At 57.1% G+C, this 20,439-nt stretch carries 24 protein-coding genes; 19 read left to right on the plus strand and 5 right to left on the minus strand.

Annotation, left to right across the window (positions count from 1 at the left end; translation table 11 throughout):
* Positions 1–165: 165 nt before the first annotated feature.
* From FHJ80_RS09465 to FHJ80_RS09520, 12 genes are all read left to right on the plus strand, one after another.
* Positions 166–2,514, plus strand: coding sequence for a putative monovalent cation/H+ antiporter subunit A (locus FHJ80_RS09465; protein ID WP_139526822.1), 2,349 nt, complete (start codon positions 166–168; stop codon positions 2,512–2,514).
* A complete protein-coding gene (locus FHJ80_RS09470; RefSeq protein ID WP_044628498.1) occupies positions 2,507–2,938 on the plus strand; it encodes a Na+/H+ antiporter subunit B in 432 nt (143 codons plus the stop codon). The genes FHJ80_RS09465 and FHJ80_RS09470 overlap by 8 nt, the downstream gene beginning before the upstream one ends.
* Positions 2,939–2,971: 33 nt before the next feature.
* Positions 2,972–3,319: a Na+/H+ antiporter subunit C gene (locus tag FHJ80_RS09475; protein ID WP_139526823.1), complete on the plus strand. Its 348-nt coding sequence runs from the start codon at positions 2,972–2,974 to the stop codon at positions 3,317–3,319.
* Entirely contained in the window at positions 3,316–4,917 is a 1,602-nt protein-coding gene (locus tag FHJ80_RS09480; RefSeq protein ID WP_139526825.1) for a Na+/H+ antiporter subunit D, read from the plus strand. Before FHJ80_RS09475 ends, FHJ80_RS09480 begins: the two co-directional genes overlap by 4 nt.
* Positions 4,914–5,387 carry a Na+/H+ antiporter subunit E gene (locus FHJ80_RS09485; protein ID WP_044628501.1) on the plus strand — a complete coding sequence of 158 codons (474 nt, stop codon included), beginning with the start codon at positions 4,914–4,916 and terminating at the stop codon, positions 5,385–5,387. The genes FHJ80_RS09480 and FHJ80_RS09485 overlap by 4 nt, the downstream gene beginning before the upstream one ends.
* Positions 5,387–5,656 carry a monovalent cation/H+ antiporter complex subunit F gene (locus tag FHJ80_RS09490; RefSeq protein ID WP_044628502.1) on the plus strand — a complete coding sequence of 90 codons (270 nt, stop codon included), beginning with the start codon at positions 5,387–5,389 and terminating at the stop codon, positions 5,654–5,656. Before FHJ80_RS09485 ends, FHJ80_RS09490 begins: the two co-directional genes overlap by 1 nt.
* Positions 5,649–6,053 carry a monovalent cation/H(+) antiporter subunit G gene (gene mnhG / locus FHJ80_RS09495; RefSeq protein ID WP_139526827.1) on the plus strand — a complete coding sequence of 135 codons (405 nt, stop codon included), beginning with the start codon at positions 5,649–5,651 and terminating at the stop codon, positions 6,051–6,053. The genes FHJ80_RS09490 and mnhG overlap by 8 nt, the downstream gene beginning before the upstream one ends.
* Positions 6,054–6,247: 194 nt before the next feature.
* Positions 6,248–6,424 carry a DUF2256 domain-containing protein gene (locus FHJ80_RS09500; protein ID WP_139526829.1) on the plus strand — a complete coding sequence of 59 codons (177 nt, stop codon included), beginning with the start codon at positions 6,248–6,250 and terminating at the stop codon, positions 6,422–6,424.
* On the plus strand, positions 6,408–7,829 hold the full coding sequence (locus FHJ80_RS09505) for a DASH family cryptochrome (protein WP_139526831.1): 1,422 nt from the start codon (positions 6,408–6,410) through the stop codon (positions 7,827–7,829). Before FHJ80_RS09500 ends, FHJ80_RS09505 begins: the two co-directional genes overlap by 17 nt.
* A 2-nt stretch (positions 7,830–7,831) precedes the next feature.
* Positions 7,832–8,278, plus strand: a complete 447-nt coding sequence (locus tag FHJ80_RS09510) for a DUF3429 domain-containing protein (RefSeq protein ID WP_139526833.1) — start codon at positions 7,832–7,834, stop codon at positions 8,276–8,278.
* 59 nt (positions 8,279–8,337) lie between these two features.
* On the plus strand, positions 8,338–9,612 hold the full coding sequence (locus FHJ80_RS09515; protein WP_231125650.1) for a lytic murein transglycosylase: 1,275 nt from the start codon (positions 8,338–8,340) through the stop codon (positions 9,610–9,612).
* 37 nt (positions 9,613–9,649) lie between these two features.
* On the plus strand, positions 9,650–10,219 hold the full coding sequence (locus tag FHJ80_RS09520) for an ATP-dependent zinc protease (RefSeq protein ID WP_139526835.1): 570 nt from the start codon (positions 9,650–9,652) through the stop codon (positions 10,217–10,219).
* 22 nt (positions 10,220–10,241) lie between these two features.
* Here FHJ80_RS09520 and FHJ80_RS09525 read toward each other — a convergent pair whose 3' ends face one another.
* On the minus strand, positions 10,242–10,952 hold the full coding sequence (locus FHJ80_RS09525) for a 16S rRNA (uracil(1498)-N(3))-methyltransferase (protein WP_139526837.1): 711 nt from the start codon (positions 10,950–10,952) through the stop codon (positions 10,242–10,244).
* Positions 10,953–11,087: 135 nt separating this feature from the next.
* Between FHJ80_RS09525 and phaR the strand changes: the two genes are divergently transcribed.
* From phaR to FHJ80_RS09550, 5 genes are all read left to right on the plus strand, one after another.
* Positions 11,088–11,552 carry a polyhydroxyalkanoate synthesis repressor PhaR gene (phaR, locus tag FHJ80_RS09530; RefSeq protein WP_139526839.1) on the plus strand — a complete coding sequence of 155 codons (465 nt, stop codon included), beginning with the start codon at positions 11,088–11,090 and terminating at the stop codon, positions 11,550–11,552.
* A 67-nt stretch (positions 11,553–11,619) separates the two neighbouring features.
* Positions 11,620–12,906 carry a phosphoribosylamine--glycine ligase gene (gene purD, locus FHJ80_RS09535; RefSeq protein ID WP_139526841.1) on the plus strand — a complete coding sequence of 429 codons (1,287 nt, stop codon included), beginning with the start codon at positions 11,620–11,622 and terminating at the stop codon, positions 12,904–12,906.
* 46 nt (positions 12,907–12,952) lie between these two features.
* A complete protein-coding gene (locus FHJ80_RS09540) occupies positions 12,953–13,393 on the plus strand; it encodes a thioesterase family protein (protein WP_139526843.1) in 441 nt (146 codons plus the stop codon).
* Positions 13,394–14,266, plus strand: a complete 873-nt coding sequence (locus FHJ80_RS09545) for a phosphoribulokinase (RefSeq protein WP_139526845.1) — start codon at positions 13,394–13,396, stop codon at positions 14,264–14,266.
* A 50-nt stretch (positions 14,267–14,316) separates the two neighbouring features.
* Positions 14,317–14,658 (plus strand): histidine triad nucleotide-binding protein, encoded by a 342-nt coding sequence (locus tag FHJ80_RS09550; protein WP_139526848.1) that lies wholly within the window; start codon positions 14,317–14,319, stop codon positions 14,656–14,658.
* Between the two features lie 78 nt (positions 14,659–14,736).
* On the opposite strand, the gene ettA is transcribed toward FHJ80_RS09550, so the two are convergent.
* The 4 genes from ettA to FHJ80_RS09570 form a co-directional block, all read right to left on the minus strand.
* Positions 14,737–16,398, minus strand: a complete 1,662-nt coding sequence (gene ettA, locus FHJ80_RS09555) for an energy-dependent translational throttle protein EttA (protein ID WP_139526850.1) — start codon at positions 16,396–16,398, stop codon at positions 14,737–14,739.
* 151 nt (positions 16,399–16,549) lie between these two features.
* Positions 16,550–16,762 (minus strand): PA3496 family putative envelope integrity protein, encoded by a 213-nt coding sequence (locus tag FHJ80_RS09560; protein ID WP_139526852.1) that lies wholly within the window; start codon positions 16,760–16,762, stop codon positions 16,550–16,552.
* 226 nt (positions 16,763–16,988) lie between these two features.
* Entirely contained in the window at positions 16,989–17,426 is a 438-nt protein-coding gene (locus FHJ80_RS09565; RefSeq protein ID WP_139526853.1) for a PAS domain S-box protein, read from the minus strand.
* Between the two features lie 187 nt (positions 17,427–17,613).
* Entirely contained in the window at positions 17,614–18,927 is a 1,314-nt protein-coding gene (locus FHJ80_RS09570; RefSeq protein WP_139526855.1) for an MFS transporter, read from the minus strand.
* 128 nt (positions 18,928–19,055) lie between these two features.
* Here FHJ80_RS09570 and FHJ80_RS09575 point away from each other — a divergent pair, with 128 nt between their 5' ends.
* Complete coding sequence (locus FHJ80_RS09575) at positions 19,056–19,325, plus strand: SelT/SelW/SelH family protein (RefSeq protein WP_139526857.1); 270 nt, start codon at positions 19,056–19,058, stop codon at positions 19,323–19,325.
* Positions 19,322–20,209: a DMT family transporter gene (locus tag FHJ80_RS09580; protein WP_139526859.1), complete on the plus strand. Its 888-nt coding sequence runs from the start codon at positions 19,322–19,324 to the stop codon at positions 20,207–20,209. Before FHJ80_RS09575 ends, FHJ80_RS09580 begins: the two co-directional genes overlap by 4 nt.
* Positions 20,210–20,439 lie beyond the last annotated feature (230 nt).

Consider the following 20,439-nt stretch of genomic DNA (forward strand, 5'->3'; position numbering starts at 1 on the left):
CGCTAGGCGGTTTTTTATTGAGACCGACTTTCCTAGAAAAGTGGGAAGGGTTGGTATAAGGTTTGTGGATATAAAATCACACTTATTCAACGCTCGAACGGCTGCTGACGTGTCGACAAGCGGCCGTTTTGAGGTGAATGCACGCAATTAGGGAGAAGGCGCCGGATGCAATTTGCCGTATTAATGGGCTTCGTGTTGGCAGCGCTGTCACCGCTGCTCAACCGCTGGTTTGGGGAGCGAGCAAGCCTGCTGCTTGCGCTATTTCCGGCACTTTTGGCCGCTTGGTTGTTAAGCCAAGCGCCGTTGGTTCTCCATGAGGGCCCTCAGCTATTGGCGTGGTCGTGGGTGCCGTCATTGGGTATCAGCTTGAGCTTTTTGCTCGATGGCCTGTCGCTGCTGTTTGGCTTGCTGATTACGGTGATCGGCACCTGCGTCTTGGTCTATGCAGGTGGCTATTTGAAAGGTCATCAGGATATGGCCCGTTTCCATTTGGCTCTGGTCGCGTTTATGGCCTCCATGCTGGGGCTCGTGCTCGCCGATGGCCTGCTTACGCTATTCATTTTTTGGGAACTGACCAGCATCACCTCCTACCTCCTGATTGGCTTCAATCACCAGGATATCGAGGCGCGTAAATCGGCACGTCAAGGTTTGTTCGTGACGGTCGCCGGTGGGTTGGCACTGATGGCAGGGCTAGTGCTGCTGGGTGTAGCAAGCGGTAGCTGGTCTCTCCATGACATTCTGCGCGCCGATGAGGACCTTCGCCAACACGCGCTCTATACCCCCATGTTGATCTGTTTGTTGCTGGGTGCGTTTACCAAATCGGCGCAGTTCCCTTTCCATTTCTGGTTGCCCAACGCCATGGCAGCGCCAACGCCCGTGTCCGCCTATCTGCACTCCGCCACCATGGTGAAGGCGGGCATTTACTTATTGGCACGGCTGCAGCCCGAGCTGGGTGGCACTGCCCTATGGATGACGATACTCTCCGTGGTCGGAGCGACCACCATGCTGACCGGCGCTTTTCTGGCGATTCATCACACCAACATCAAGAAGTTGCTGGCGTACTCGACGGTCATGGCGCTGGGTACGCTGACCATGCTGTTAGGCATTGGCTCCGAGTATGCCATGACAGCGTTCGTGACGTTCTTGCTGGCCCACTCACTGTACAAAGGCGCCCTGTTCATGGTGGCGGGGATTCTTGATCACGAAACCGGTACCAAGGATGTCACGGCCATGGGGGGACTGCGCAGCGTGATGCCCGTGACGGCGACCATTGCACTGATAGCAGCGCTTTCCTTGGCGGGTGTGCCACCGTTACTTGGCTTTATCGGTAAAGAGCTAATGCTCGAAGCAGCGCTAGGCGCCGAGCGTGTCCGGTCAATATTGGTGGTGTTCGCCTTTATGGCGGCCGTGTTGACCATTGCGGTGGCGTCCATCATCGCGCTGCGACCTTTTTATGGCGCACGCCATGAAACTCCTAAAACGCCCCATGAAGCACCGCTAAGCATGCTGATCGGCCCAGGCCTATTGGCCCTTGGATCGCTCGCGCTTGGCTTAGCGCCCACCATGTTGGGAGCCGATGCGTTATTGACGTCGGCGGCCACGGCAGTGGCGGGGGAGGCGCTGCCGATCTCGCTGTCGCTGTGGTATGGCGTCAACATGGCGTTGATCATGTCCGTGGTGAGCCTACTGCTCGGTTTCTTTCTCTTCAAGCGTTGGGACAGTGTACGTGGCCAGTTGGCCAGACTGACCCCCGTGATGCGCTATGGGCCCGAAGCAGGCTACGAGGGCCTGATGAATGGCATCGTGCGCTTTTCCGAGTGGCAAACTCGACTCCTGCAAAACGGCTATATGCGTAACTATATATTGGTGATGCTGGTCGTGCTGATTGCGCTAATCGGCAACTCCATTTTGTTGCGCCATTCCCCCCAGCTAGCGCTCGAGCTAGACGTGCGCTTTCACGAAGTGATCGTGGTGGGCACCATGGCGATGGGGGCTCTGTTCGCCACGATTTCGCGCTCTCGGTTGGGAGCCGTTGTCTCGGTCGGCATCATGGGCTTCTCCATTGCGCTGATCTTCATTCTGTTCAGCGCGCCGGACTTAGGCATTACCCAACTGCTCGTTGAAACCATGACGGTGATTCTGCTAGTCCTGGTGCTCTTCCGGCTGCCTCGCTTCTCCAACCTCTCCACGAATCTGGAGCGCATTCGCGATGGGTCGGTTGCAGCGACCATGGGCGTGCTGATGTTCTTATTGATCATGACGGCGTGGAGTATCGATCAGTTCGAAAGCATCTCGACCTACATGGTCGAGAACAGTGCGCCGCTTGCCCATGGTCGAAATATCGTCAATGTCATCCTGGTCGATTACCGTGCCCTCGACACCTTGGGTGAGATGTTCGTGCTAGCGTTGGCCGCCATTGGCGTGATTGCCATGCTCAAGCTTCGCCACGGCGAAACGGAGGGTAGGACAAATAGTGGCGAAAAAGCCAGCGTGAAGGAGCCCTACGATGGTTAAATCAGGCACGATCATTTTAAACACCGCAGCGCGCTTTCTCATGCCGCTGCAGCTCATGTTCTCGGTCTTCCTGCTGCTGCGGGGGCATGATGAGCCCGGGGGAGGATTCATTGCTGGGCTCGTGGCAGCGGGCGCGTTCACTTTGTATTTATTTGCCTTTGGCGTAAGCGCCACGAAAGAGGTACTGCGCATGGTCGACCCGCGAGACTTGATCGGCGCAGGACTCTTTTTTGGGATGATCTCGGTAGTGCCCGCTTGGTTCATGGGGCAGCCTTTTCTGACTGCTCAGTGGTGGACGATTCCGGTGATCGACTTCAAAGCCTCGACGCCGCTGATTTTCGATATTGGCGTCTATCTGGCGGTACTGGGCTCCGTCATGGGTATGGTCATGGCATTAATGGAGGTGGATAAGGATGAGCCATAAGTCCCTTAGACTCATCGAATCGGGAGGTTGCCGATGGAACCGTTAATGGCCCTCGTCATAGGCCTGCTCTACGCGACCGCCATATTCATGATGTTGCGTCGCTCTATCGTCAAACTGGTGATTGGTCTGCTGCTGCTGTCCAACGCCGCTAACCTGTTAATTTTTACCACGGCCGGTATGACGCGGGGTGCGCCCCCCCTGATCCCCGAAGGCATGATGCAGCCATTGGGTGGCGTTGCCGACCCCTTGCCGCAAGCAGTGGTATTGACGGCTATCGTGATTGCCTTTGGTGTATTGGCGTTTGCGGTGGTGCTGATTCGCCGCGCTTATGAAATCGTCAAGGCGGATGACTTGGACAAGATGAAGGATACCGACACGTGAGGCCTGAAGTCGCACTCCCCGTTTTACTGCCGCTACTTTCTGGGGCCATTTCGCTGATGTTTTGGCGTTCGCGCCCGATGCAGCGTTTTATTGCCGTGGCGGGCAACGTCGCGCTATTCGTCGTCAGCCTGTGGCTGTTCGTTGCGGTCTTGGAAGATGGCTACATCACCATTCAAATGGGCAGCTGGCCAGCACCGTTTGGGATAACGCTCGTCGCTGACATGCTCAGCGCTGTGATGATACTGCTCACCGGCATCATCGGCTTGGCCATGGGGATTTACTCCCTGGCGACGACTGGCCGCGGCCACGAAAAATTTGGCTACTACCCGCTGATGCATTTGCTACTGGCGGGGGTGGCGGGCGCCTTTTTAACGGGCGATATCTTCAACCTCTATGTCTGGTTCGAAGTGATGCTGGTGGCCTCGTTTGCGCTCCTCACGCTCGGTGGCGAGCGCGCCCAGATGGAGGGCGCCATCAAGTACGTCACGCTCAACCTGCTGGCTTCGGTGATTTTTCTCAGCGCGGTGGGGTTGCTCTACGGCACGGTGGGAACGCTCAATATGGCCGATATTGCGCTGCGCATGGATGAGGCCGAGCACAGCGGTATGGTCGAAGTGCTGGCGGTGATGTTCATGGTGGCCTTTGGTATCAAAGCCGCCGCGTTTCCGCTATTTTTTTGGCTGCCTGCGTCCTATCATACGCCGCCGGTGGCGGTATCGGCGTTGTTTGCGGGACTGCTCACCAAGGTGGGCGTTTACTCGCTGTTTCGGGTATTTACGCTGATCTTTGATCAAACCATGGGCTACCTCCAAGACATCATGCTGTGGGGAGCAGTATTGACCATGGTGACCGGCGTGTTAGGCGCCGCCGCTCAGTATGAATTTCGTCGTATCCTCTCGTTTCATATCGTCAGTCAGATTGGTTACATGATATTGGGACTGGCGCTCTATACGCCGCTGGCCATTGCCGGCGGTGTGTTCGCGATCATGCACAATATCATCGTCAAGACGAACCTGTTCTTGATCAGCGGCATTACGCATCGCCTCCAAGGGACGTACCAGCTCAAAAAAATGGGTGGGCTCTATCGTGAGCGGCCTTGGCTGGCCGTCGCGTTTTTTATCAGCGCGTTTTCTCTGGCGGGTATCCCACCGCTCTCGGGGTTTTTTGCGAAGTTCGTGCTGGTGCGGGCGGGCTTTGAGGCAGAGGCTTACGTGGCGACCGGCATCGCTCTGGCCGTGGGTTTGATGACGCTCTACTCCATGGTGAAGATCTGGAATGAAGTGTTCTGGAAGGCGCTACCTGAAGAAAACCAGGTGCCCGAAACACCGACACCGACAGGCGATGACGGCCGGTTGCTGAAGCCCAGCCTGTGGATGATGTATCTGCCTGTCGTGGTGCTGGCCATGATGTCCCTGCTCATTGGCGTGTTTGCCGAACCCATCATGCTGGTGATGAACCAAATAGGCGATCAATTGATGACGCCTTCAGGCTATATCGAAGCGGTACTCGGTGCCTCCGCAAGCGCGGAAGCAGCGCTACTGGATCCCCTTGAGATACAGGCCGAACGTGTCGATGACCGCTTGGAGGAAACACCATGACAGGCGCCATTTGGAACCTCTTGCTTGGTTTGGCCTGGGTGCTGCTGAGCGGCGACTTCTCCGGGTTGAATTTGTTGGTAGGGATGATTTTTGGCTATATCGCGTTGCTGCTGATCGAGCCTCAAGTCGATGGGTTGAAAGGCTATCCTGCTCGTGTGCCGCGCTTCATCGGCTTTCTCGGCTTTTTCATCAAAGAGTTGGTTCAGGCCAACTTACGCGTGGCATTCGATATCCTGACGCCGCCTTGGCACATGCAGCCGGGGGTCATTGCCTTACCGCTGTCGGCACGCACCGAAATGGAGATCACCCTGGTGGCGAATTTGATTTCGCTCACACCGGGTACCCTGAGCCTAGACGTGTCCGATGACCGTAAAGTGTTGTATATCCATGCGATGTTCCTGGACGACGAAGAGGAGCTTCGGCGCAATTTGAAAGAGATGGAACACAGGGCACTGGAGTTATTTCGTTAATGGAAACCGTGATTTTAATTAGTCAGGTGATCATGGGCTTGGCGCTCGTGCTGACCTTCGTTCGCGTGGTGCGTGGACCTAGTCTGCCAGATCGCGTAGTGGCCCTAGAACTGTTCTCGACGACGGTCGTGGGGTTGGTCGGTGTGTATGCCATTCAATCGGGCGTCTCCAGCTTTTTGGATGCGGCCATCGTCATTGCGTTGATGGGGTTTTTGGCCGCGATTGGCTTTGCACGCTTCTTGGAACGGGGAGGGCCTCGGGATGATTGATGCCATCAAAGGCGCCATGCTGCTGGTCGGCGCGAGTTTTATGCTGCTAGCCGCCGTAGGGCTCCTTCGCTTGCCCGATCTACTGACACGCATGCATGCCACCACCAAAGCCGCCGCGCTGGGTGTGATTCTGATCATGTTGGCCTCGGCCATGCATTTTGCCGAGGTAGGGGTCGTCGCGCGTTCGTTAGCCATTATCGTGTTCATTTTGATCACCGCGCCTATTGCCGCCCACGTGATTGGCCGAGCCGGTTACTTTGTGGGCTCTCGGCTTTGGAGCGGCACGGTCAAAGATGAGCTGCGCCCTAACTACGACCCGCTCACCCATGAGCTGAAAAGCGGTATGGAGACGCAAGAAAACGCGAAGCGCCACCCTCGCAATACCGATCCCGACTAACGTTAGGCGTCACCGTAATTAATAGAAGCCACCCAGGTTGGGTGGCTTTTTTTATGCGCGACTTAAAAGAGGGTAGGTGCGTGTTATGGCAAAGTCGAGGTATCAATTTATATACAATAATTGTACTGTATAAGTTATTATGTCCATGTATTACGGCGTAGCGTGGCATAGCCAGCACGCAGCGAGATGGATAGATGAAACGGAAACACGATTTACCGCAAAAAGACTGCGTTCAATGCCAGCGCCCATTTACTTGGCGGAAAAAATGGGCGCGCTGCTGGGACGAGGTGCGCTTCTGCAGCGAACGTTGCCGTCGCGAGGCCAAGCAGCACAGCACGCCGAGGAGGCAAGAGCATGAACAGCACGACTGACATTGTCTGGCTGCAGGATAATCTGCGTGTCGCCGACAACCCCTTATTACATTTCGAACACAGCCCGGATCAGCTACTTTGCCTTTACGTGCTCGACCAGCGTTGGCTCCAGGCGGCCGTGCCGGGTGAAAAGACGCCCAGGCTAGGGCCAGCGCGTTTGCGCTTTTTATGGCAAAGCTTGATGGAGCTTCGCGGAGAATTGTTGCGCCGAGGTAGCGACCTGTTGGTGCGCATTGGTGACCCGGCAGCGGTCGTCGTCGAACTGGCCACCTCGCTTGGTGCGCGTGAAGTCCGAGTGGCGGAACACTCAGGATGCGAAGAGTCGGAGAACGTCACTCGCGCGGCTGCCGGTTTGCCCGCTAGTTGCCGACTTTACCGTGCAGATAGCGGTTATTTGATCGACGCTGCTGCGCTGCCGTTCGAATTGGACGCATTGCCATCCAGTTTTTCTGCGTTTCGTCGCAGTGTAGAAAAACAGTGTGAGATACCGCCTCCCTTGCCCGCGCCGGTCACCCTGCCAGGCTGGCCTGACGGTGCGCCACGCGGTTTCCCACCGTTGAAGTCGGTGTGTGAAACCAGCGCCGCTTGGCAACCCGATAATCGTCAGGGGTTCGTATTCGTGGGCGGCGAGTCGGCAGCGAACGATCGTTTGCAGCACTACTTATGGCGTCAAAACGGCGCGGAGTCTTATAAGAAAACGCGCAATGGCCTGCTAGGCGCCAACTTCTCCACGCGCTTTTCTCCGTGGCTTTCCCGTGGCTGCCTATCAGCCCGCCAAGTGAATCACGAAGTAAAAGCGTGGGAGGCCGAGTTCGGTAGCTGTGAATCAAGCTACTGGATCGTCTTCGAACTTTTATGGCGCGACTATTTTCATCGCGCTGCGCAGCTTGAAGGTGCGTCCCTGTTCGGCCGTGATTCGCTGCCCGCTGCGAATGCGGCTTTCGATACGTGGCGTAACGCCGACACCGGTGTCCCCTTCATTGACGCTGCCATGCTCGAACTCAGGCGTACTGGCTGGATCTCTAATCGGGCTCGACAAAACGTCGCGAGCTTTCTAGTCAAAGATCTTCAGGTCGACTGGCGGTTAGGGGCTTGGTGGTTCGAACACTGCTTGATCGATTATGACGTGGCCAGTAACTGGGGGAACTGGCGCTACATTGCCGGAGTGGGACGCGATCCGCGGCAGGATCGCTACTTCAACGTATTGAAGCAGGCAGGCCACTACGACCCGAAAGGGCTTTACGTGGCCTACTGGTTGCCTGCTCTCGAATCGTTGCCTTATGGATTGGAGCGCCACCAGCCCTGGCGTGTGGCACCTTCTCAATTCAAGCAGCCTTGCGTGTTGCCGGACGAGTGGCAGCGCTGGTTGATTGCTGCTACCGAATTCGAAGAAACGGATGAGTAACGATGGCGCGAATGGAGTCTGAAAAGCGCTTGGCATGGAGCTTAGGCTTGGCCGGTCTGCTGCCGTTCATGGGCGGCGGACTCGCCGCTTGGTGGGCACCGCCTGTCTGGCAGGTCAGTGCCATCTATGGCTTTACTTACTACAGCGCCGTGATTTTGTCGTTTTTAGGGGGCATTCATTGGGGCAGTGCGCTTCAAGTGCCCCGTGACAACAACGTACGGCGGCTAGTACTGGCCATGGTGCCTAGCCTGATAGCGTGGCCCGCTTTGCTATTCAACACGGTGACCGGGCTTTGGGTGTTGTTGGCAGGGTTTCTGTTGATGGGAGGCTACGATATTAGCCGGGAAGGGCGCGAAGGCTTTCCCAAGTGGTATCTGATCCTGCGCTGTGTGCTAACGGTGAGTGTGGTGATGCTCCATTTTGTGGTTTTGGGGCGCTTGTCTCTCTGAGGCTGGTAACTCGTTTATTTCTGAGCCATCATCAGCCTCACGCTAAGGATTGCCAAGAGATGAATACTATGACGTCACGCCCCAGGTCATTGAAACGTAATGGTTCGATACGTACCCGCCGCCACCTGCTGTGGCCACTGTTGGCCGCTGTTACTTTATACGTCCCTGCTGTGACGGCAAGCCCCCAGCTCATGACGGAAGTCGACGCCCGCGCCGCAGAGCAGGTGCGCTATGGCAACTTCAATGAGTGGCTCGGCGAGTTCCGCCGCTATGCCGCCAGCCAAGGTATCAGTGAGGCCACGCTTGCGTCGGCGTTCGATGGGATTCGTTACCGGGAGCGGGTCATCGAGCTAGATCGTTACCAGCCAGAATTCGTCCGTGCCATTTGGCAATATTTAGATAGTGCTGTGTCGCCAACGCGTATCGACAATGGACGAGAGACGCTGGCGCAGCACCGCGAGACAGCGCATATGATGCAGCAGCGCTACGGTGTCCCCGCCGAGATCATCGTAGCGATTTGGGGCGTGGAGAGTAATTACGGCAGCAATTTTGGCGATTTCTCGACACTCGAATCCCTCGCGACGCTGGCCTACGATGGCCGCCGACGAGAGTTCGCCCGGGGTGAGCTGCTGGCGGCCCTGCGCATCATCGACCAAGGGGACATTGCCGCCGAACAGATGAAAGGCTCCTGGGCGGGGGCGATGGGGCATACCCAATTTATCCCCAGCAGTTTCGAAGCCTACGCGGTGGATGGCGATGACGACGGGCGGCGCGATATTTGGGGCAGTATTCCCGATGTCATGGCGTCGACGGCGAACTATCTTGCGCGCGCTGGTTGGCAGGCAGGCCAACCCTGGGGTGCTGAGGTCAGGTTACCCGACGACTTTGACTACTCGCAAACCGACCGTAAGAGCAGCGCCGAATGGGCTGCACAAGGTGTGCGTGCCGTTCGGGGTGAGCTTCCCTCTTTCGATAGCGCTGCGGTCATCGTCCCGGCTGGGGCGAGTGGCCCTGCGTTCATCGTTGGTCCCAATTTCCGCGCGATTCTGCGCTATAACAATGCAACGAGCTATGCACTAGCCGTGGCGACGCTGGCCGATGCCATTGCCGGACGCGATGGCATCGCGCAGTCATGGCCCCGGGATGAGGCACCTTTGACGCGTGACGATGTCAGAACGCTCCAGCAGCGCTTGAACGATGCCGGTTACTCGGTAGGTGTCGCGGATGGCATCATGGGGCCGAATACCCAGGCGGGTTTGAGGGCTTTCCAGCGCGACCAGGGGATCGTTCCCGATGGCTTCGCCACTCAATCGCTGCTGGAGCGGTTACGTTAATGTTCAATCGTCGATGTTTCACCAAGGATGAGTCGAGATGGTAAAAACTGGCTTAGGAGTATGGGGTGCCAGCGTGCTGGCCAGCACGCTACTGTTGGGAGCGACTGCACAGGCAGAGGACGCTCAAACGCAAGACAACGTCTTCGGCTGGGTCGAAAACGCCTATATCGAGCCCTGGGGCATCGCGGTCAAAGCCAAGCTGGACAGCGGGGCGTTGACCTCTTCTCTGGATGCCCGAGACATTGAAATGTTCGAGAAAGAGGGTGAGGAGTGGGTGCGCTTTCGTTTGAAGCTGGAAGATCAAGAGAGCGGTGACACCTTTAGCGACCAAATCGAGCGTCCTCTCTATCGCGAGCAAACCGTGCGCGGCGCCGGGGGGCGTGACGAGCGCCCGGTGGTGCTGATGGACGTGTGCATGGGGGATACCATCTACGAGGAGCAGTTTAGCCTGCGTGACCGAGAAGAGATGATCTATCCGCTACTATTGGGGCGTCGTACCATCAGCCACCTGGGCTTGCTAGACGTACGCAATACGTTTCTACAGGAACCCGAGTGTGGAGAAAACGCTGCGTACGTTCCCCACGACCCAGAAGACGACCAGTCTTGATCCTTTATTAGTCAGGTAGCACTCAAAACAGCCGTGACAGCAGCGCGGTGACGGCTGTTTCGACGCGTAGGATGCGCGGTCCCAAGTGCATGCCCTCGCAGCCTGCCTGAATCAGTTGCTCCACCTCCCAAGGAATGAAACCACCTTCAGGACCGACCAGTAGCAGAGTGGGTTCATCCACGTCGCGTGGGCAGGCGTTTTCCATTCCCGGGTGAGCGACTAGCCCGCGACGTTCGCTCAGTAGTTGCGGGAGCTGGCCTTCTAGAAACGCTTTGAAGCCCTTGCACAGCGTCACATTGGGCAGCAGGGTATCTCGTGCTTGCTCGAGGCCCAGCACTAAATGTTGATGAATCTTGTCAGCCCTTAGCTCCGGTGATTGCCAATAGCTCTTTTCTACCCGTTTAGTATGCAGCAAGGTGATCTCTTTGACGCCCAGCGCCGTCACGTGCTCTAGCGTTCGCGCTAACATACGGGGGCGCGGCAAGGCCAGCACGAGGTGAACGGGCAGGGCGGGGGGCGCCGATTCACAAAGATCCTCCAGCGCAAAGAGCGCTTCGTGTCGACTGAGTGTTATCAGCGAGGCTTTACCCATGGCGCCGCCCTGAATGCCCACCGTCAAGCGGTCGCCCTGTTGGGCACGGTGTACGTCGTGTAAATGGGTCAAGCGCCGCGCATCGGTAATGCGCGCGTGGTGAGCGTCGACCTCGCTTGGGTCTAACAGTATCAAATTCATAGTCGTCGTCTATTGGTCCAAGGAAAGGCGTGCTTAACACCACGAATCCGCTAAGCTGGCTTGCATGGGCGCGTGTTGCAGGCACAATAGCAGCAACGGCGACAAAAGCCTTTATCGCGTTTAAGGAGATGCGCTGTGCGCGTAATTCGTAAATATGCCAACCGCAGGTTGTACGACACCCAGCAGAGCCGTTATGTCACGCTCGAGGACCTGCGCCGTTTGATCATTGAAGAAGAGCCGTTTCGCGTCGAGGATGCGAAAAGCGGTGAAGATCTAACGCGCACCATCCTGCTATCGATCATTATCGAACAAGAACAGGCGGATAGTGAAGCCGAAGTGTTTTCTAATGACCTGCTGGCGCAGCTGATTCGTGTGTACGATATGTCCTCGCCACTGCCGCTGGCACGCTACTTGGAGCAGGGCACGCAGCTAATGCTAGAGCAGCAAAAGCGGATGCAGACCCAGTGGCAGCAGGCCATGCGCCACTCGCCGATCGAGTTCATGCGTGAATTGGCCGAAGAGAACATGCGGTTTTGGCAAAACGCGCTCAACCAGCCTACCCAGACGGACGATGACGAGACATCGGACAAGCGTTCCTAAGGCCACGGGGTGGTACGTTGTGGCATAATGCCGCCCATCGACGCTCTCCCGTTTAAGAAGGATACCCATGAAAGTTTTGATGATCGGTGGCGGTGGCCGCGAACATGCCCTGGCGTGGAAACTCGCCCAGTCCAGTGATGTCGAGCAAGTCTTCGTCGCGCCTGGCAACGCAGGGACCGCAACGGAGCCCAAGCTGACCAATGTGGCCATTGGTGTCACCGACCTAGAGGCACTGGTCGCGTTTGCTCAGCAAGAGCAGATTGCCCTGACCGTCGTTGGCCCAGAAGCGCCGCTCGTCGAAGGTGTCGTCGACCGATTCCAAGCCGCCGGTTTGACGATTTTTGGCCCCAGCCAGCGCGCCGCCCAGCTCGAAGGCTCCAAGTCGTTCACCAAGGACTTTCTGGCCCGTCATGACATTCCCACCGCGGCCTACCAGACGTTTACGGCCGTAGAGCCTGCGCTAGCGTATTTGGCTGAGATGGGCGCGCCGATCGTGATCAAAGCCGACGGCTTAGCGGCGGGTAAAGGGGTCATCGTGGCCATGAGCGAAGCGGAAGCCGAGGCGGCGATTCGCGATATGCTCGAAGCCAATGCCTTTGGTGATGCGGGCGCGCGTGTCGTCATCGAAGAGTTTCTCGACGGCGAAGAAGCGAGCTTCATCGTCATGGTAGATGGCGAAAACGTCGTTCCGATGGCGACCAGTCAGGATCACAAGCGCGCCTACGATGGCGACACGGGCCCCAACACGGGCGGCATGGGCGCCTACTCCCCTGCGCCGGTCGTCACGCCCGACGTCGATGCGCGGATCATGGAGCAGGTCATTCTCCCCACCGTGCGCGGTATGGCCGCGGAGGGGAACGCGTATACCGGCTTCCTGTATGCGGGGCTGATGATCGATGCGCAAGGCAATCCCAAAGTCATCGAGTACAACTGCCGATTTGGTGACCCGGAAACCCAGCCGATCATGATGCGTCTTACCTCCGATTTGGCGGCGCTCTGTTTGGCTGGCGCAAAAGGCGAGCTGGCCGGAAAGCAGTGTACGTGGGATTCCCGTGCCGCCGTGGGCGTGGTGCTGGCCGCGGGTGGGTATCCCGGTAGCTATCGTAAAGGCGACGTGATTCACGGCTTGGACGATGCCGAGCGGGCGCAGTGCAAGGTCTTCCACGCGGGGACAGCGCAAAATGCAGAAGGTGAGATCACTACGGCCGGTGGGCGCGTGCTGTGTGTCACGGCCTTGGGCGACAGCGTCTCGGCGGCTCAGCAGCAGGCGTATCGAGGGGTTAGCGCGATTCATTGGGAAGGCGTCGAATTCCGCCGTGATATCGCCTTCCGCGCCATTGCGCGGGAGCAGTAAAAGCGACTTTTCCCGGTCATATCGTCACCCGACAAGGAGTAAAGCAATGGAGCGTGTCTCGCTGGACTTCCCTTTGGCAGCGGTCATTCATCGCCATTCGCTGACGGTGCGGGTGACGGATATGAATTATGGCCGCCACTTGGGGCACGATGCCCTGGTGTCGCTGCTTCATGAAGCGCGGGCGAAGGCCTTTATGGCCTTGGATCTTCCGGAGTGGGATATGCACGGCTACCCCAGCGTGGTCGTGGATCTCGCCGTGCAGTATCAACAGGAGGCGCGCTTTCCTGACGCGCTGGTCATCGAAACGGCGGTGCCCGAGCCCGAGGGCAAAGCGTTGACGATCTATCAGCGGGTCATCAAGGCAGATACAGGCGATGTCGTAGCGACCGCGCGAGTCAACAAGCTGCTACTGGACCTGGCGGTGGGTCGGCCGGTGGCGATTCCCGATGCGCTAAAGCAAACGCTGGCGGATGCCCGGGGGGGATAAATGTCGCGAGAATATCCCATCATCGCGGTGACGGGCTCGTCAGGGGCGGGGACCACGACCGTCCGCCGCAGTTTCGAGCGCATGTTCCTCCGTGAAGACGTGCATGCGGCCATGGTGGATGGCGACGCTTTCCACCGCTATACCCGCGATGATCTCAAACGTATTTTCCGCGAAGAGCCGGAGCGTAAGGACGAGCTGTCTCATTTTGCCGTCGAGGCCAACCTGCTCGACCGCTTGGAAGGCCTGTTCATCGAGTACGGAGAGCACGGTACCGGCACGTTTCGGCACTACATTCACGCGGAAGACAAGCAGAAAATCGAGGCGGGTTATCGCGTAGGCACTTTCACCGAGTGGCAGTCACTGCCCTGCGGTACCGATCTGCTCTTTTATGAAGGGTTGCATGGCGGCTTGGTGACGCAAGAGTACGATATTGCCCGTCACGTTGATTTGCTGGTCGGCGTGGCACCGACGATGAACCTCGAGTGGATTCAAAAGATCGACCGTGACACCAAACTGCGCGGCTACTCTCAGGAAGCGGTCATTGATACCATTTTGGGGCGTATGGATGATTACGTGCGCTATATTCAGCCGCAGTTTTCGCGTACCCACATCAATTTCCAGCGGGTGCCCACGGTCGATACCTCCAACCCCTTCGAAGTGCAGGATATTCCCACCGATGCCGAGTCGTTCGTGGTGATTCGTTTTCGTGACCCGTCGACGGTAGATTTTCCATGGCTGCTGGCGATGATCCAAGATTCTTTTATGACCCGTCCGCATACCCTGGTGGTGCCCGGTGCTCGTATGTCCTTGGCGATGGAGCTGATACTCGCACCGCTGGTTCGCCACCTGCTATCGCAGCGCCGTTTTCGCTAAGGCGGCGCTGCTCGACCGACCATAAACGCGCCAAACGTAAGGAGGCTGCGATGGAGTGCCTATTCTGTAAAATCATTAACCGCGAGATTCCGGCAGACATCGTGTTCGAGGATGAGCACGTACTGGCGTTCAACGATATTAACCCCCAGGCGCCAACGCATCAGCTCATCATTCCTAAAAAGCACATCCCAACGCTAAACGATATCGAAGCAGACGACGTGGCGCTCGTAGGTCGCTTACAGCACACCGCGGCACAGCTCGCCAAACAACAAGGCTTCGCGGAAGACGGTTATCGAGTGGTGATGAACTGCAATGAGATGGGTGGGCAGACCGTCTATCATATTCATATGCATCTACTGGGCGGGCGTGAGTTTACTTGGCCCGCGGGATGAGACATTCGTCAGACACGTTCCCATCGTCATAAAAAAAGCCCTGCATGAGCAGGGCTTTTTGCACCGAGGAGCACGACGTTAGGCGTCGATACGCTTGTACTTCATGCGCTTCGGCGTGTCGTTACCGACGCGTTTTTTGTGGTCCTCTTCGTACTCGGTGTAGTTACCGTCGAAGAACACCACTTCGGAATCACCTTCGAACGCCAAAATGTGCGTGGCGATACGATCCAGGAACCAACGGTCGTGAGAGATCACCATCGCGCAGCCGGGGAAGGCGAGCAACGCCTCTTCCAGAGCGCGCAGCGTTTCGATGTCCAGGTCATTCGAGGGCTCATCCAGCAACAGTACGTTAGCCCCCTGTTTCAGGGTCTGCGCTAGCTGCAGGCGACCCCGCTCACCGCCGGACAGCTCATCCAAACGTTTTTGTTGGTCGTTGCCCTTGAAGTTGAAACGGCCCACGTAGGCGCGTGAGGAGACTTCATAGCCGTTGATATTGAGAATGTCCTGCCCGTCTGACACGGCTTCCCAAACGGTCTGTTTATCGTCTAGCGCATCGCGCAACTGCTCGACGTAAGCGATGTCGACGGTTTCACCGATCACCACCTCACCGGCATCCGGCTGTTCTTTACCGGTGACCAGCTTGAACAGCGTCGATTTACCCGCGCCGTTACCACCCACGATCCCGACGATGGCGCCAGGGGGGATGGTGAAGGAGAGGTCTTGGTAGAGCAGCTTGTCGTCGAAGCGCTTGGTGACGTTGTGGAACTCGATCACCTTGTCACCCAGGCGCGGGCCAGGCGGAATGTAGATCTCGTTGGTCTCGTTACGCTTCTGGAAGTCGCCAGACTGCATTTCTTCGAAGCGGTTAAGGCGCGCTTTACTCTTCGCCTGGCGGCCTTTGGCATTGCTGCGCACCCATTCGAGCTCTTGCTTGATGGCTTTCTGACGAGACGCTTCTTGCTTCGCCTCTTGGGTCAGGCGCTGCTCTTTCTGCTCCAGCCACTGGGAGTAGTTGCCTTCGAATGGAATGCCCTGCCCACGGTCAAGCTCGAGAATCCAGCCCGCAACGTTGTCCAAGAAGTAGCGGTCGTGGGTGATTGCCACGACGGTGCCATTGTAGTCGTGCAAAAAGCGCTCCAGCCAAGCCACGGACTCTGCATCCAGGTGGTTGGTGGGCTCGTCGAGTAACAGCATGTCAGGGCTGGAGAGCAGCAGACGACAGAGCGCCACACGGCGACGCTCACCGCCAGAGAGGTTGCCGACTTTGGCCTCCCACGGCGGCAGGCGTAGGGCTTCGGCGGCCACTTCTAGTTTGCGCTCGATATTATGCGCGTCTGCCGCTTCGATGATGTTCTCTAAACGTGCTTGCTCGCTGGCGAGGGCATCGAAGTCCGCGTCAGGTTCAGCGTAAGCGGCGTATACCGCATCGAGCTTTTCCTGTGCTTCTTTGATGGCACCCAGCGCTTCTTCGACGGTATCACGGACGTTTTTCTCGTCATCTAGCTGCGGCTCCTGGGGCAAATAGCCCACATTGATACCGGGCATCGGACGAGCTTCACCTTCAAACTCTTTATCGACACCGGCCATAATGCGCAGCAGCGTGGATTTACCGGCACCGTTCAAACCCAGCACGCCAATTTTGGCGCCGGGGAAGAACGAGAGCGAAATATCCTTGAGAATTTGCTTTTTGGGCGGCACGACTTTGCCGACCCGGTTCATGGTGAATACGTATTGCGCCATGGAAATCCGTTAGGTTGTAGTAAAAGCGAGACCAGCAAGAGGCTGGCTTGGTGCACAGATGATAGTGCCCAGCGCGGCTAAAGGCCAGTAAACCCGCGTTGCAAGAGGCGCCCAAAAAGAAGGGCACGTCTAGGTGCCCTCCGGGTCGTCATTACTCTTCTTCGTCCCAGTCGTCTTCGATCGCCCGCTGCAGGCGACGCTCTTCCAGCCACGCTTCTACTTGGCGACGTGCACGCAGGGTATCCGCTTTACTGGGTTTGCTTTTACCGTAGTGGTCGTCGTTGACGGCATCCACAGTATCGAAATCGTCTGCGTCAAGACCGTCGTTGGTATAGGTGTCACGATTTAAGGGGTCACGGCTCATGGTATGCCCTCCAACCCAAGCCGGCGCACCGGCATCACAACGGCTTCTTACGCTATAGGAAAATGCGTAAAAAGCGCCTAACGCTCATTAAGCGCCTAGGCGCTATATAGCGCCACTGGGTTGGAAGTTCAAGCGTTTTTGACGCATGTGTCATGATTGTGGCGTGGGAGCGGTCTCTAATCGTCTGAGTATTACTTATTCTTGTCGGTGCGATGACAGTGAGACGTTACTCTGCGTGCTCCTGCTGCTTTTTCAATTCTGCCAGGGCTAGCTGCGCTTCGACACGCTCCGTTACGTCCTTTTGCACCCCGATGTAGTACATCAGCTTATCGGCTTCATCGTATACCGGGGTGATGGAGAGTTCGTTCCAAAACATCGTGCCATCTTTACGGTAGTTACGTAGCACTTCGCGGGAGGGTCGGCCATCCTGCAGCGCCTCACGTATCGACATGAGCGCATCCTGATCGCGATCTTCGTTTTGTAGAAAGCGGCAGTCGCGATAGAGGATTTCGTCTGCACTGTAGCCCGTCAAACGCTCGAAGCCTTTGTTCACGTAAATCAGAATGTTTTCGTCACCTTCCTGCTCTGCAACGACAATGCCATCTTCAGAAGCGTCAACAATGCGTTCGAGTAACTCCGGGCTTATCAAGGGAGATCGTTTCATCAATGGGTTCCTGTTGCTTCTCGTCTTTCTCCGCCATGGCGCTGTGCGTCAGCGCGGGGCGCTCTTTAGTGCAGGACGATGCCGTCTTTAACACCATCAAACAAAAATAGGATAGCAAAAAAACAGCTAGCCACCGTGATTTGCTGACCATCATGGCGAGCGTCGATCGGCTTTGCAATCGGCAATATCACTCCGCTTCGGGGAGTCGGTGCGCGCTAAGCATGGCGCCGAGGGCTATCAACGCCAAAATCACCAGCAGCATAGCGCTGCCTAACCACTGTGCCAATGCGCCAATCATGCCACCAACGATGAGCATTAGCACACCAGTAAAGGTATTGGAAAGCGCAACGTATAGCGCTCTATTGTCTTGGTTAGCGATGTCGACCAAATACGTTTTGCGCCCCAAGCGCACGCCGTGGTGAACCACCACCAATAGAGCGTAGACACCCGCATAAGGCAGCACGCTCTGCGTCCAACTGCCTGGCAACCAGGCAATCAGAGCTGCCAGCAGGCAACACATAGCCGTTCCGATGGCCGCGTCGCGCATGACCCGACGGCTGGAGCGGTCCGCTCTTTTTCCCCAGATGGGGCTTGCCACCATCGCGGCCAATCCCGACACCACTACCAAAATGCCCAGCCCGCCTAGCTCGGTGCCACTTTGCTGCTGCCCCAGCAGTGCCAGGTAGGGCAGGGCGAGCGCGCTAGAGAGCAGCAGCGCACGCGCCACGTTGAAGTGAAGAAACGTAGTGTCTTCGCGCATCAGAGACATGCCGAGTTTGATGCTATCCCAGGCGTTTTCACCGCCTTCCACGGCGCCTGGCACCTCTTTGATGCGCGCAGCGCACAGCGCGTTGATCAGCCACCCCGCTGCGGCCACGCTTAGCAGAATGGCTAAGGCAATATTCCCGGGACGGTCGCCAAAGAGGACTAAGACACCCCCGGCTATGAGCGTGGCGGCACCGGCGATGCTGCCACTCCAACCCATCAGCGTACCGCGGCGGCGTTTGGCAATGGTTTTGCCGAGCACGTCTTTCGTAGCAATTGACGAGAGTCCGCGCGCTAATGACAGCATGACGAGTACGGCCAGCACCAGCCCGCCGCCAAGTGCTCCGTGGCCGATCAAGGCAAGCAGTGCTAACAGGGCGGCGGCCACGGCCTGAAGTGTGGCCCCCGCGACCCACACCCATTTACGCTGGGGCTTCAAACGAATGAAGCCGGCGATGAACAGTTGGGGGAGCAGGGCGCCTGCCTCGCGGATGGGAACGAGTAACCCCACCATCCAGACCGGTGCGCCGATGATGCCCAGCAGCCAGGGCAGGACCAGACGAGCGCTCGAGAGTTCGTCGGCGAGTTTATTGCCCAGCGATGCCAACAGGTGAAGAAAAAAGTTGCGCGGCTGTTCCTGACAAGCGCCGTCAGGAATGTCGTCGCACATCCGGCTGTCGTCATCGCCAGTAAGCCACTCATAAAGCTGCGTTTGTGAAACATCCGGTTGGGCCATCATCGGTTCCTTGGCGGTTTACTCATACAAGATGACAGAATACCCTCAGGATGCCACATAATGCTGGCAAAAGGGGTTAGTCAGCGCCGCTGCGCAGTAAAAGGAACCGATCGATAAGGATTTGCACAATGGCCCGCATTCATATTCGCTACTGCACACAGTGTCAGTGGCTGCTACGCAGCGCTTGGTATGCGCAAGAACTTCTCTCTACGTTTGGTGAGCAGTTGACAGAAGTCGCGCTCTCACCCTCTCACGGCGGTACTTTCGAGATCTGGTGTGATGACTCGCTTCTCTGGGAGCGTAAGCGAGATGGTGGGTTTCCCGACATTAAAACGCTCAAACAGCAGGTGCGCGACCAGATCGATCCTGCCCAAGACCTGGGGCATATCGACCGATGACGCAAGATCAGCAGGCAGTACTGTATGGCTTGGGCGCCGTCGCGCTTTGGTCGACCGTGGCGACGGCATTCAAAGTCGCCCTGGCCTGGATGAGCCCGCTTGAACTCATGTGGTTGTCCGCTCTGGTGTCCTGGACGCTAATGGGTGCCATTGTCGTCAAGCAAGGGCATATGCGCGTTGCGCTACGCTGGGGGTGGGGGACGGCGCTTTGGGCTGGGTTAATGAACCCCGTGGCTTACTACTTGTTGCTATTTGCTGCCTATGACCGGCTACCTGGCCAAGAGGCCATGGCGCTCAACTATACATGGGCACTGGCAATGGCTTTTTTGGCAGTGCCGCTGCTGGGACATCGTCTCACCCGCTCGGATGTAGGGGCTGGTTTGGTGGCTTACAGCGGCGTTTGGGTCATTGCTACCCGAGGAGAGGTCTTCAACGTTGCTTTCGAAGATCCTTTGGGGGTCGTTTTCGCGTTGGCATCGACACTGGTATGGGCGCTTTACTGGCTGCTCAATGCGAAAGACGCGCGGCAGCCGTTGGTAGGGCAGTGGCAGAATTTCAGTGTTGGGTTACCTGTTTTAACACTATTGTTACTTTTTGGCCCTGGCCTGCAGTGGCACGGGTGGTCTGCGCTTGGGGCTGGTGCGTATGTCGGCCTCTTCGAAATGGGCGTTGCGTTCGTGCTTTGGCAAATGGCCGTGCAGAGCGTTTCACGAACTGCCAAGGTCTCTAATCTGATCTTCTTGTCGCCGCCTGTCTCCCTTTTGCTGCTGTTCTTGGTCGTCGGTGAGCCAATGCGGCTGTCTACCTTAGTGGGTTTAATACTGATTCTGTGCGGGTTGGCGATTCAACAGATTCCCCAAGCACGGCGTGAGCCAGCGCTGTAGTGTGTTTTTTTGGCCGCTTATTGTAAATTTTTGTGACTTTTGTTTTTATAGCTTGTCACTGCCGCTAATACGATTAATTTAAGCTAATATCATCCCGTTAGGGTGATTTAACTAAGACAATATCACCAGCGACGATAGCCAGCTTCATGTTGATCTGGCAGTTTTTAGTCGGGGTAAGCAGCCCAGGGGGTGACAATGCGTCGTGCGTTGTTACGAAGGAAAGGCGACTT

The organism is Halomonas sp. BL6 (assembly GCF_006228115.1).
GTDB classification, from domain to species: domain Bacteria; phylum Pseudomonadota; class Gammaproteobacteria; order Pseudomonadales; family Halomonadaceae; genus Vreelandella; species Vreelandella piezotolerans.